This is a genomic window from Sphingomonas sp. Leaf67 (genome assembly GCF_001421965.1).
Classification (GTDB): Bacteria; Pseudomonadota; Alphaproteobacteria; order Sphingomonadales; family Sphingomonadaceae; genus Sphingomonas.
The window spans coordinates 529476-542820 of sequence record NZ_LMLP01000021.1; the positions used below are offsets into that span (position 1 = coordinate 529476).

Below are 13345 nucleotides of genomic sequence, written 5' to 3' on the forward strand. Positions count from 1 at the left end.
TCTTCTCCCTTGCCCGGTGGCCGATACCGCAGGGGCACCGGCCACCGGTATCCTTCCTCAGAATTCGGCAGAAAGACCGACGAAGAAGGTCCGCCCGGCGACGTCGTACACGCCGGGATAGGTGTTGCCGTTGCCAAAGGACGCCAGCACGCCCTGCGCGATCGCCGGCGGGTCGCGGTCGAGCAGGTTGTTGACGCCGATGCGCAGCGCCACATCCTTCATCACCGTCGCGCTGGCCGCCAGATCGAAATAGTTGGCGACCGGCAGGCGCGAATTCACGACATAGGTCGATCCCTGCAGGTTCTCATCATCGGTGTTGAACGAGTTCTTCGTCGCCCCGATGTAGCGCCAGTTGAGCGAGATCGACCCCTTGCCGTCGGTGGAGGTCCAGGTGAAGCGCGCCTGGTGGCGCCACTCCGGGCTCGGCTGGCCGCAGGTGCCGCCGAATAGGCCTTTGCAGTCATAGGTGCCCAGGCCCGGCAGCGGCTCGGTCGTCAGTTCGCGCAGCCACGTTCCGACCATGCTCACGCTGAAATCGCCGAGGCCGGTGTCGACCCCGTAATTCACCCCGAGGTCGAGACCGCTGGTGGCGAGCGAACCGGTATTCTGCGTCGTCGAGGTGACGAAGCCGGCGGTCGTCGCATCGCCGCCGAACAACACGCCGTTGCGCGGATTGCGGTTGAACAGCGAACAGAAGAACGGATCGCCGGTCGCGATGCACTGGCTGATCGTCAGCGTGACCGGGATCACGCCGATATAGTCCTTCACCTTGATGTTGAAATAATCGACCGACAGCATCAACCGCTTGGCAAAGCGCGGGGTCAGCACCAGCCCGGCGGTGTAGGTGTCCGCCTCTTCGGGGCGCAACGCCTGGTTGCCGCCGAAAAAGCCGGTGCACTGCTCGCTCGGGCATTCGATGATGTTGCCATATTGCGCGGCGGTGACGCCGGTATTCTGGCACTGCTGCAACGTCGCCGCCGGGCTGGTGCCGGAGCACGGGTCCTGCGTCGTCACGTTGCCCGGGCTTTGCGCCCCGAACAGTTCGGAAATATTGGGTGCCCGGATCGCGCGGTTATATCCGCCGCGCAGGCGCAGGTCGCGCGACGGTGCCCAGGCGATTTCGCCCTTGTAGGTGGAAATGCCCTTGTCGCTGGTGCTGTAGTTCGAGAAGCGATAGCCGCCGGTCAGCGACAGTTCCCTGAAGAACGGCCGGTCCTCGACGATCGGCACCCGGACTTCGGTGAACCCTTCGGTCACGTTGAAGCCGCCCTCGATCTCCTTCGTGCCCTTGGCGAGCGCCAGCGCGTCGGCCCGGAATTCGAGCGATTCACGACGATGCTCGACGCCGAAGACCGCGCCGATCCCGCTATCGGCCCATGGCAGCTTCACGCCATATTCGCCGCCGTCGACGGTCAGCGTGCCCGACAGGACCGTTTCCTTGTCCAGCCCCTCGGTGCTGGTCGGCGCATAGACATAGGCGAGCGCCGCCGCGGTCGGCCCGCCGAACTGGAAGACGTTGAGCGGAACGCAGCTCGGGTCCGAACCGTCGACGACCGAACGGCACGTCGGCACGCCATTGACCAGATCGACCTTCAGCGCGCGGTTGGCGCGTTGCGGGTCGATGTCGTTCCGATACGTCTCGTTATAAATCACCGTCGAGAACAGCGCATTGGCATCGTAGCGGATACCCGGCGCGATCTCGCCCCGGAAACCGCCGCTGACGCGATAGTCGGTGTGACGCAGGTCGTCGCGGCGCGGCTGGGCCGGGGCGGCGACCGGACGATAGCCGATATAGACGTCCTGGTTGACGTTGGTGCCCGCCGCCGCGCTGCCGCACAGCAACCCTGCCTGCTGTGCGCTCATCAGCGGGTTGTTGCAGTTGATCGAGTACGGATACCCCTGGAACAGGGCCGACGGCGCGACCTGCGAATTGGTGCGATCGTCCATGAACATGAAGCTGCCATAGATTTCCACGGCCGGATTGACTTCATACTTCGCAAAGGCACCGGCGATGAAGCGGGTGTCATTGCGCTGGAAGTAATTCAGCGGCGCGTAGTTGTAGCGGAAGTCGGGGTTATACTGGACCCAGGTCTTCTGACCGTCCTTGGTATTGTTATACCCGCCGGCGGCGATGCCCGAGCGCAGCGGCACGAACCGCCCATACTGATTGTTTGACGATCCACCACAGGTCAGCGACGTCGCCGCCGATGGCGTGCCGGAGAACACCGGATCGAGCGCGCAGGCCGATACGTCGCGGTTATATTGCAGGATCGGCTTCACGTCGCGATAGCCGAAATAGGCAGTCACGTTGCCGCGATCCTCGGCGAAATTGGCACCCAGCGCGATGTTCGCGTCGAACCGCTGTCCATCGACCGGGCTGCGCAACGCCGGGGTGAAGCCCGCGCCGACGACCCGCGCACGGTTCGCGGCATTGTCGTTCTGATGCGCCGAGAAGCCATATTGCACGTCGGTCTTCACGCCGTTCAGATTGTCGCGCAGCACGAAGTTGATGACGCCCGATACCGCGTCGGACCCGTACACCGCCGACGCACCGCCGGTCACGACATCGACCCGCTGCACCATGAACGACGGAATGAAGTTCAGGTCGGTCGCCTGGATCGGCAGCAGGCGCTGCCCGTTGACGAGCACGAGGTTACGATTGCTGCCGAGGTTGCGCAGGTTCACCTTCGCGGTCCCGTCCGAGCCGTTCGATACATTCTCGTTCGCGTCCGGCGTGATCTGCGGCAGGCGATTGAGGACGCTCTCGATATTGGTTGCGCCCTGCAACCGGATCTCGGCGGCATCGACGGTCGTGATCGGGCTGTTGCTCATCACCCCCGGCTGGGCAAGGCGCGTGCCGGTGACGGTGATGACCTCGCCATCGCCTTCGCTCGCTTCGCCGGCGACCTGACCATCGGTCGTCGCCTGCGCGAAGGCCGGCAAGGCGTTCCCAAGCACCAGCGCGGTCACCGCCGCGGATGCCAGCAATCTCGTCATACGTTGCATCGTCAACCCCCCGTTGTTTGGGAAGAACATACACATCGAAACGGAGTCATCAAATATATTATACTATGTACGAGCAGTAAAATTGTCAGATCGAGGCCTGTGGTGTCGCTTCCATGCGGGACAGGGATGAAAATCGTCACGGTGCGACGATCGGCACCGTCGGTGATGATCGTCATACCGGTTGGTGCCGCCCGTCAGGCGGCGGGCGCGTCGCTCTGGAATTCGCGGCGCAGGTCGACCACCGTCTGCTCGATATGGCCGTACATCGCCTCACGCACCGCCGCGGCATCGCGGGCCAGCCAGCGATCGAGCAGCTCGGCATGTTCGTCGTTCGCACGCTGGTCGCGACCGAGCGGCTCCAGATGCTTGCGGACATAGCGTTCGCCCAGCACATGCAGCCGCTCCAGGACCGTCGTGGTGATCGGCTGACGCGACGGGCGCAGCAGCGCGAGGTGGAAGGCGCGGTTGAACGCACCGACGCCTCCGCCATGCGCGTTGGTGGCCGCGTCGAGTCGCGCGAGGGTCCGGGTCGCCGTCTCGCGCTCCGCCTCGGTCGCGCGCACTGCCGCCGCCGCCGCGATGTCCGGCTCCAGCCGCAGGCGCAGGGCATAGACTTCCTCGGCTTCGTCGATGGTCAGCTCGCGCACGAAATAGCCGTGATTGGCGCGCGATCGCAGCAACCCTTCCTGCTCCAGCCGGGTCAGCGCCTCGCGCAGCGGGATCTTGCTGACGCCCAGTTCGGCGGCCAGCGCGTCCTGCCGGATCGCCCGGTCCTGCTCGACCCTGCCGGCAAGAATGCGGTCGCGGACCAGATCTACGAGCTGGTCGGACAGATTGCGGATGATGATGCCGGTCATGAAAAGCGCCTCGCCCGGTCGGGGTGGTCCGGGATTGCTGCCTTAACTTGGCGGCAGGACGACGCGCAACCGCGCCTCACCCGAAACGTCCCAGATCGAACGGCGTCAGGTCGACCGCCGGCGTCTCGCCGTGCAGCAGCGCCGCCAGCGCCTCGCCGGTCGTCGCCGACAGCGTGAGACCGAGATGCTGATGGCCAAAGGCATAGGCGATCGCCCCGCGCCGCCCGATCGCGGGCAGATAGTCGGGCAGCGTCGGCCGCGCGCCCATCCACGGTTCGACCGGCGCGCCGATCGACAGGCCGAGGCTGGCGACATGCCCGCGCAACCGCGCCCATTTCCGGGGATCGGGGGGCATGTCGATCCGTGCGAATTCGACGATGCTCGCCGCGCGCAGCCGATGGGCGAAGCGGGTGACGATCATCGAGCGGTCCTCGAACACCACCGGCGGCATATCGGCGGGCCAGTCGCCCGGATTCCCTTCGATATGATAGCCGCGCTCGGCGATCAGCGGCGCGGACATGCCGGCCGGCGCGACCAGCGCGGCGGACGCCGCCCCGGCCGCGACCACCGCCACGTCGGCGGCGTGGGTCGTACCGTCGTCCAGCGTCACCCGCCCGTCGCCGCCGACCGCGCGTACCCGGCCCCGCACGAACGTCCCGCCCTGCGCGGCGAAGCGGGTGGTCAGCGCCGCGCCCAAGGCGGTCGTATCGACGATCTGCCCGCTGCCGACGAACCGGATCGCGCCGGTGATCGGAACGTCGGTCAGGGCGCGCAGCCGCGCCAGTTCCTCAGGGCTCGCATCGCGCACGCTCGCGGTGCCGGTGTCAGCCGCCATCCACGCCGCACGCCCGCGCGCCGCACTGTCCGGCGTTTCCCACACCACGAAATGCCCGTCGACGCGCAGCAGATCGGCCGCGTCCGCGTCCGCCAGCACCTGTCGCCATGCCGGGATAGCGGTCGCCAGCAGCGCCGACAGCGCCGCCTTGCCGCGCCGGAACCGCGCCGGACGCGCCGCGAGCAGCATCCGCAGACTGAACGGCAACCATGTCCCGATCGCGCGGAGCGGCAGCGCCAGCGCGCCCCCGCTCGAGAACAGCCGGCCCGGCACGCTCCGGATCGTCGCCAGCGACGCGAGCGGTTCGACCTGTTCGACCGCGATATGCCCGGCATTGCCCCATGACGCGCCGCGCCATGGCGCATCGGGGGCGACGATCGTCACCGCCGTGCCGCGCCGTTGCAGCGCCAGCGCGACGTTCAGCCCGACGACGCCGTCGCCGATGACGATCGCGGTCGCTGGCGCGCAGTCGATCATCCGCGTGCGCGCACCAGACTGCGTGCCCGGCCATAGCCGAGGTAGAAGAGGACCCCGACGACGTTCCACAATCCGAACCGCACCAGCGTCTGCGTCGGCAGGCTGACCAGCAGGTACAGGCAGCCGAGGATCGCCAGCGTCCCCACCACGAACGGCGCGGGGCAGCGGAACACGCGCGGCATGTCGGGCGCCCGCTTGCGCAGCACCATCATGCACGTCGCGACCGCGATGAACGCCAGCAGCGTCCCCGCATTCGCCAGTTCGGCGATCTCGTCGAGTCGGAAGAAGCCCGCCACCGCCGCCACGAACACGCCGGTCACCATCGTCACCAGCGCCGGCGACCCGGTCCGCGCCGACACCCGGCTGAGCGAGCGCGGCAACAGCCCGTCGCGCGACATCACGAAGAAGATGCGGCTCTGCCCGTACATCATCACCAGAATGACCGACGGCAGCGCGATCAGCGCCGCCAGCCCGATCGCCCACGCCGCGAACGGGTGCTGCAACGTCCGCAACACATAGGCCAGCGGCTCGGCGGAGCGGCCGAGGTCGACATAGCTGACCGCCCCGATCGCCGCGACCGCGACCCCCATATAGATCAGGGTGCACGCCGCCATCGACCCGATGATCCCGATGGTCAGGTCGCGGCCCGGATTGCGGGCCTCTTCGGCCGAGGTCGCGACCGCATCGAAGCCGTAAAAGGCGAAGAACACGATCGCCGCCGCCGCCATCACCCCGCGCGTCGCCCCGCCCTGCACCTGACTGCCAAAGCCATAGGGCATGAACGGTTCGAAATTGCTGCCCGAAAACGCCGGCAGCGCAAAGAAGATGAACACGGCCAGCGCGACCATCTTGATCGCGACCAGCGCGATGTTGAACGTCGCGCTCTCCTTGGTCCCCGCCACCAGCATGCCCGCGATGCCGAGCGCCACCAGCACGGCGGGCAGGTTCACCAGTCCCCCGCCATGCGGCCCCGACAACAACAGCGGCGGCAGATGCACCCCCGCACTCTGCAGCCACCCGACCAGATAGGCGGACCATCCGACCGCCACCGTCGAACAGGCCAGCGAATATTCGAGGATCAGGCTCCACCCGACGATCCATGCGATACTCTCACCGATCACCGAATAGGTATAGGTGTACGCGCTGCCGGCGGTCGGGATCAGCGTCGCCATTTCGGCATAGGCCAGCGCCGCGCAGGCGCACACTGCGCCCGCAATCGCAAAGGACAGGATCACCGCCGGCCCGGCCCGATCCGCGCCGACCCCGGTCAGCGTATAGATGCCGGTCCCGACGATCGCACCGATCCCCAGCGCGATCAGATGCGGCCAGCTCAGCGTCTTGCGCAGCTTGCGGTCCGGATCGGACTCGTTCGCGTCGAGGGGCTTCAGCGGCCCCAATATCCCTCGTGCCAAGCCCCTGCCCCCTCGTTCGTGTTCTAGTGCCGCATCATACCACGGTGAATCCGGCGAAGAACGGGTCCTCGCGATCGATCCAGATCGTGTTGAATCCCGTAGCGATCGCCGATCCCTCGATCGAGGGCACGATCGCGGCCTGCCCGCCGATCATCGTCTCCGCCTCGACCCGCCCGACGAAGCGGCTGCCGATATAGCTTTCATGCACGAAACGGTCGCCGACCTGCAACCGCCCGGTCGCCGCCAGATGCGCCAGCCGCGCCGAGGTGCCGGTCCCGCACGGGCTGCGATCGATCGCGCGCTCGCCATAGAATACCGCGTTGCGCCCGTCCGCACCCTCGCCCTTTGGCGCATCGGCCCACAGCACATGGCTGACGCCCCGGATCGTCGGTTCCAGCGGATGGACCGGGTCATAGACCGCCTGCACCCGTTCGCGGATGGTCCGGCTAAGCTCCACGAGCCGCGCCGCGCCGAGATCGTCGAGGCCGGTATAGGCCCCCTGCGGCTCGATGATCGCATAGTAGTTGCCGCCATAGGCGACATCGATCGACAGCGGCCCGAAACCCGGCACGTCGATCTCGATCCCCTGCGTCGCGAGATAGGCGGGCACGTTGCGGATCTTCACCGATCGCACCCGGTTGCCCTCCGCGACATAATCGATATCGATCACGCCCGCAGGCACCTCAACGCGCAGCCTGCCCGGCTCGCGCGGGGTAATCAGGCCGTTCTCCAGCCCGAAGGTGATCATCCCGATCGTGCCGTGCCCGCACATCGGCAGGCAGCCCGACGTCTCGATGAACAGGATCGCCGCATCCGCATCGGCGCACGGCGGGTACAGGAACCCGCCCGACATCATGTCGTGCCCGCGCGGCTCGAAACACAGCCCGGTGCGGATCCAGTCGAACCGCGCCAGGAAATCCTGCCGCCGCTCCGCCATGCTGGCACCCCGCAACAGCGGCGCGCCCCCGGCCACCAGACGGACGGGATTGCCCGCCGTGTGGCCGTCGATGCAGAAGAAGGTGTGGCGCATCAGGCGGCGAGCGCCGCCTTGAGCACCGGGCGGGTCGCCGCGCACTTTTCGACCATCGCAATGACTTCGGCCCGGCGTGCGCCTTCGAGCGGCAGGCGCGGCAGACGGACACGTTCCGACCCGCGACCCATGATCTCTTCGGCCAGCTTGATCGACTGGACCAGATCATGTTCGGCATCGAGGTGGAGCAGCGGCATGAACCAGCGATAGATGCGCCGCGCCTCTTCCCAGTCGCCACGATAGACCGCCGCGATCAGCGCCACCGATTCCTGCGGGAACGCGCTGGTCAGGCCCGATACCCAGCCGCTGGCGCCGAGCAACATGCCCTCCAGCGCGACGTCGTCCAGACCCGCCATCACGATATAACGGTCGCCGAACCGGTTGATGACGTCGGTGAAGCGGCGCGGATCGGGCGCGCTTTCCTTGACCGCGACGATGTTCTTGACCGGATCGAGCAGTTCGAGCGTCGCAAAGTCGACCGACACACGGTAGGCGGGCGGATTGTTGTACAACATGATCGGCAGGCCCGTCGCCTCGGCAACGGTGCGGAAATGCGTCGCCAGTTCGTTCGGCGTCGGCACATAGACCATGGCCGGCAACAGCATCAGCGCATCGACGCCGATCGCCTCGACCTCCTGCGCGAACGCCGCCGCGCGGTGCGTCGTGAACTCGGACACGCCGCACACCAGCGGCACGCGCCCGCCGACCGCCTCGACACCGGCGCGCAGCACCGCGTGCTTTTCCGCGACGTCGAGCGAATTATTCTCGCCACAGGTGCCGAGCAGGATCAACCCGTCGACACCATCCTCGACCAGCGCTACCAATCCACGCTGCGTCGCGTCGATATCGACCGAACCATCCGCCGCGAACTGCGTCGTCGCTGCGGGATAAACGCCCGTCCACATGCTCGAACCAGAAACCACATCATCCTCCATGATCGTGATTTTCGTATACGATATTAAGTCGGCACTGCCAACTGAAATCGGGCGATTTTTGCACGTGCTCGGATTGCTTGCGTTGCAAGGTCTGCAATTTCGGAAAAACGCGCGCGTTTGCGCGATTTATCCCTTGTCTCCGACATGCTCGATACCTCTGGGGATCGGTTCTATCCCGGCGAAGGCAGCATCTAACGATATTCGAGAGACGCGTACGCGTCTCCCCTTCCTGAAAGGGAGGGGTCGGGGGTGGGTTGGCCCGTTGGCGAGCGGACGCTTCCCCCGCGAGCCTATAGCGGATGACATAGGACGGAACCGTTCGTCCTGAGTAGCCGCTGAGCCTGTCGAAGCGGCGTATCGAAGGACCGACCCACGTGCTTCGATACGGGCCTTCGACAAGCTCAGTCCCTACTCAGCACAAACGGTTCTACTTCACGTCATCATGCTTTAGCCGTGCCGAACGCACCCCGGTCTCCGCACTACGGTGCCGATTCCCGATCTTTCGGCGTACTGCGAGCGGAAATCCGGCCAACGCAAAGTCGGCGCTAAACGCCCGTCAACGCCCGTACCCCTCACCCCGCCGGGTCGATCGCCCGCAACCGCCCGGCGACCACCGGCCCCAGTCGCGCGACGATCCGGTCGACGCCCTGCGCATTGGGATGGATGCCGTCGGGCAACATCAGCGCCCGGTTGCCCAGCACGCCCGCCAGAATGAACGGATCGAGCGTCGCGTCATATCGCTTCACCATGTCCGGCCAGATGCGGTTGAACGTCGCGGCATAGTCCGGACCCAGATTGGGCGGCACCAGCATGCCGGTCAGCACCACCGGAATGCCGCGTTTCTGCAATTCATCCAGCATCGCGACGAAATTGGCGCGCGTCTCGGCCGGCGGAATCTGGCGCAGCACATCATTGCCGCCCAGCCCCAGCAGCACGAGGTCGGGTTTCCGGTCGAGCCGATCGAGCGTATAGGCCAGCCGCTGCCGCCCCGCCGCGCTGGTATCGCCCGAAATCCCGCCATTCACGACCCGCGCATTGATGCCGTCGGCGCGCAACGCATCCTGCAGATCGTCGGGCAGGCTGTCCCCGCGGGCGAGGCCATAGCCGGCATACAGGCTGTCGCCGAACGCCAGCACCAGCCGCTCCGGTCCGGCCACCGGCTTCACCGATGCGGCCGTGGAGTTTGCGGCGGACGTGGCATGGCTCATCGTCACCTGGATGGTCTCGTTCCCTTCCGACAAATCGGGCTGGCTGCATCCCGACAGCAGCAACGCGCCTTGGAGAATGGCGAACGCGCCCGCATATGTGGGTCCCTGCTTCGTCACTGGCGACAAACCTCCCATGCAATCCGTTTCGAACGATATGGTCATAGACGCGCGCGGTGTCACCCTGACGCTGGGCGAAGGCGATGCCGCGACCCGCATCCTGCACGGTATCGACCTTGCCGTCCCTGCCGGGACCAGCGTCGCGCTGTTGGGCGCATCGGGATCGGGCAAGTCGTCGTTGATGGCGGTGCTGTCCGGCCTCGAACGCGCCAGCGGCGGTCAGGTCCATGTCGCCGGTGCCGACTTCGGCGCGATGGGCGAGGATGATCTGGCACGGGCACGGCGCGGGCGGATCGGCATCGTGCTACAGGCATTCCATCTGTTGCCGACGATGACCGCGCTCGAAAACGTCGCGGTACCGATGGAACTGGCCGGGGTGGCCGACGCCTTCGCCCGTGCCGAGGCCGAACTGGCATCGGTCGGTCTCGCCCACCGCCTCCACCATTACCCGACGCAATTGTCGGGCGGCGAGCAACAGCGCGTCGCCATCGCCCGTGCGCTGGCCGGACGCCCGGCGCTGGTCTTTGCCGACGAACCGACCGGCAATCTCGACCGCGCGACCGGCCGTGCGGTCATGGACCTGCTGTTCGAACGCCGCGCCGCGACACAGGCGACCTTGCTGGTCATCACCCACGACCCGGCGCTCGCCGAACGCTGCGACCGGGTGGTCGAACTGGCCGATGGCCGGATCGCGCGAGACAGCGCGCGATGAGCGTTGCCCCAAGAAGGTCACAGCCGCATCCCCGCCGTACCCCGGCGGCGTCGAGACCTCTGCGAACGTCGCAACCTTGGCCAAACATTCACCGTACCCCCGCGCAGGCGGGGGTCCAGAGCGACACACGCAAGCCGATGTTCTGCTTGGCCCTGGCCCCCCGCCTGCGCGGGGGTACGGCAGAGATACGAACCCGCACTCACGCCCGCCGAGACACCGCATGACCGACTGGCGTCTCGCATGGACGTTCGCGCGTCGCGAACTCGATGCCCGCTTCCGTGGGTTGCGGCTGTTGCTGGTCTGCCTGATCCTCGGCGTCGGTGCGCTGGCCGCGATCGGCAGCCTGACGCGCTCGATTACCGGCGAACTGTCCGCGCGCGGCCAAAGCCTGCTCGGCGGCGACCTCGAACTCTCGGTGTCGCAGCGAACCGCCGATCCGGCCGAGCGCCGGTCGATGGCGAAGCTGGGCCGCGTGTCCGAAACGCTGCGGATGCAGTCGATGGGTGTCAACTTCGACGGCGAAACAGCCCCGATCGAGCTGAAAGCGGTCGACCGGACCTATCCGCTCTACGGCACACTGGCCCTGCAACGCGGCACCGCCCGCCCGCTGTCCCCGACCGAGACCTATGTGGGGCCAGCGCTGGTCGAACGGCTGAAACTGCGGGTCGGTGGCCCGGTGCGTTTCGGCACCGCGCGCTTCACCGTCGCCGGCATCATCGCCGACGAACCCGACCGGTTGAGCGAAGGATTTACTTTAGGCGCAGTGGCTTTGGTATCGCTGGAGGGATTGCAGCGCACCGGCCTGATCGCGCCGGGCAGCCTGTACGAGAGCAAATACCGCATCGCCAGCCGCTATGATCCGGGGCAAGCGATCAAGGCGTTTACCGACCGCTATCCGGCGCAGGGCTGGGACAGCCGCACCCGCGACCGCGCCTCGCCGGGGGCTGAGCGCTTCCTGACACGGATGGGCGAGTTTCTGGTGCTGGTCGGCCTGACCGCCTTGGTCATTGCGGGCATCGGGGTCGGCAACGGCGTGTCGTCCTACCTCGCCACCCGCCGGTCGAGCATCGCGACGCTGAAGGTGTTAGGGGCCACGTCCGGCCTGATCGCGCGTGTCTATCTGCTTCAGATCATGGTGGTTTCCGCGATCGGTATCGCCATCGGGCTGGCGATCGGCATTGCCGCCGTGCCGCTGATCGTGGCAATCGCGGGCGATGTGCTGCCGGTTGCGCCCCGCTTCGCCATCCATCCCCTGCCGTTGGTACAGGCTGCCGCCTATGGCCTGCTCATCGCCCTCGCCTTTGCCGCGCCGCCGTTGTTGGCGGCAGGCGCGGTCCCTCCCGCCGGGCTGTTGCGCGGGGTCCATGACGGCCGTCGACCGCCGCGGTGGAAGGCGGCGGCATGGATGGGTGCAGCGTTCGCGGGGATCGTCGCGCTGGTCCTGACGACCAGCGAACGGCCATGGTTCGGTGCGGCATTCCTCACTGCCGCCGCCGGACTTCTCCTGTTATTGTCGGCGCTTGGCTGGTCGATCCGCTGGGCCGCCGCCCGCCTGCCCCGCCCTCGCCGTCCCCTGCTCCGGCTCGCGGTCAGCGCGCTCCACCGACCCGGCGCGCGCACCGGCGCTTTGGTCGTGGCGCTCGGCCTCGGGCTGACCCTGTTCGTCCTGCTGGCGACCATCCGCACCAGCCTCGATGCCAACATCGCAAGGACCGTCCCGGCCCGCGCCCCCGCCCTGTTCGCCCTCGACGTGCCCCCGGCCCGCGAATCGTCGTTCCGTGCAACTATCGTCAACTTCCAGCCCGACGCCGACATCCAGACCGTACCACTGATGCGCGGCACGATCACCGCCTATGGCACCACCCGCGTCGCCGATCTGAAAACCATTCCGGAGGGCGCATGGGCGCTGCGCGGCGAACGCGGCCTGACCTTCGCCCGCGACCTGCCGCCGGGCAGCGAACTGGTCGCGGGGAAATGGTGGCCCGCCGACTATGCCGGCGAACCGCTGGTGTCGGTCGACGAACGCATGGCCGAAGCGCTGAAGCTGAAACTCGGCGACCCGCTGACGATCAGCGTCGCCGGGCAGGAACGCACCGCCCGCATCGCTTCGTTCCGCAAGATCGAATGGGACACGATGGGTTTCAATTTCGTGATGGTATTCAGCCCCAACGCCCTGTCCGACGTCCCGCATAACCTTGCCGCGACGATCACCATGCCGCCTGGCCGCGAACGCGCCGTCATCGGCGCGCTGTCGGCCCGCTTCCCCTCGACCTCGGTCGTCGAGGTGCGCGACGTCATTGGGCAAGTCCGCGATATCGTGTCGCAAATGGCCACCGCCATCGCGGCCGCAGCAGGGATCGCCATCCTCGCCGGCATCGCGGTGCTGATCGGCGCGATCGCCGCCGCGCGCGAAACCCGAACCTATGATTCGGTGATCCTGAAGACGCTCGGCGCGACGCGTGGCCAGATATTGGCGGCGCAGGCGCTTGAATATCTGTTGCTCGCCGTCATCCTCGCTGCCCTTGCCGCCGCGATCGGGATCGCGGGCGGGTGGTATGTCGTGGTCGAACTGTTCGCATTCGACTGGCTACCCGACTACCGCGTGATCGCCCTGACGCTGGCGACGGGGGTCGGAGTGACGTTGGGGATCGGCCTGCTCGGCGCGTTGCCGATCCTGAGTGCACGGCCGGCGCGGGCGCTCAGGGAGCTTTAAATCCTCCCCGGCCCGGGGAGGAGTTTCAGGCTCCAAATGAAAA

Annotated in this window: 9 protein-coding genes; 2 read left to right on the forward strand and 7 right to left on the reverse strand. The window is 67.0% G+C overall.

Going from position 1 to position 13345, the window contains the following annotated elements:
* Positions 1 to 57: 57 nt before the first annotated feature.
* The 7 genes from ASE90_RS14620 to ASE90_RS14650 form a co-directional block, all read right to left on the reverse strand.
* Positions 58 to 2997, reverse strand: coding sequence for a TonB-dependent receptor domain-containing protein (locus ASE90_RS14620; RefSeq protein WP_235531836.1), 2940 nt, complete (start codon positions 2995 to 2997; stop codon positions 58 to 60).
* 203 nt (positions 2998 to 3200) lie between these two features.
* Entirely contained in the window at positions 3201 to 3863 is a 663-nt protein-coding gene (locus ASE90_RS14625; protein WP_056002149.1) for a GntR family transcriptional regulator, read from the reverse strand.
* A gap of 76 nt (positions 3864 to 3939) precedes the next feature.
* The gene (locus ASE90_RS14630; RefSeq protein WP_056002152.1) at positions 3940 to 5175 is read right to left on the reverse strand and encodes an NAD(P)/FAD-dependent oxidoreductase; all 1236 of its coding nucleotides are present in this window, start codon (positions 5173 to 5175) and stop codon (positions 3940 to 3942) included.
* On the reverse strand, positions 5172 to 6587 hold the full coding sequence (locus tag ASE90_RS14635; RefSeq protein ID WP_056002155.1) for an amino acid permease: 1416 nt from the start codon (positions 6585 to 6587) through the stop codon (positions 5172 to 5174). Before ASE90_RS14635 ends, ASE90_RS14630 begins: the two co-directional genes overlap by 4 nt.
* A gap of 34 nt (positions 6588 to 6621) precedes the next feature.
* Complete coding sequence (locus ASE90_RS14640; protein WP_056002398.1) at positions 6622 to 7617, reverse strand: 4-hydroxyproline epimerase; 996 nt, start codon at positions 7615 to 7617, stop codon at positions 6622 to 6624.
* Positions 7617 to 8552, reverse strand: a complete 936-nt coding sequence (locus ASE90_RS14645; protein ID WP_056002160.1) for a dihydrodipicolinate synthase family protein — start codon at positions 8550 to 8552, stop codon at positions 7617 to 7619. The genes ASE90_RS14640 and ASE90_RS14645 overlap by 1 nt, the downstream gene beginning before the upstream one ends.
* Positions 8553 to 9124: 572 nt before the next feature.
* Positions 9125 to 9895 (reverse strand): arylesterase, encoded by a 771-nt coding sequence (locus ASE90_RS14650; protein WP_056002163.1) that lies wholly within the window; start codon positions 9893 to 9895, stop codon positions 9125 to 9127.
* Here ASE90_RS14650 and ASE90_RS14655 point away from each other — a divergent pair.
* Together ASE90_RS14655 and ASE90_RS14660 are read left to right on the forward strand one after the other, a co-directional pair.
* Positions 9894 to 10589 (forward strand): ABC transporter ATP-binding protein, encoded by a 696-nt coding sequence (locus tag ASE90_RS14655; RefSeq protein WP_056002166.1) that lies wholly within the window; start codon positions 9894 to 9896, stop codon positions 10587 to 10589. The genes ASE90_RS14650 and ASE90_RS14655 overlap by 2 nt on opposite strands.
* Positions 10590 to 10809: 220 nt before the next feature.
* Positions 10810 to 13302, forward strand: a complete 2493-nt coding sequence (locus ASE90_RS14660) for an ABC transporter permease (RefSeq protein WP_056002169.1) — start codon at positions 10810 to 10812, stop codon at positions 13300 to 13302.
* The last annotated feature ends 43 nt before the right edge of the window (positions 13303 to 13345 follow it).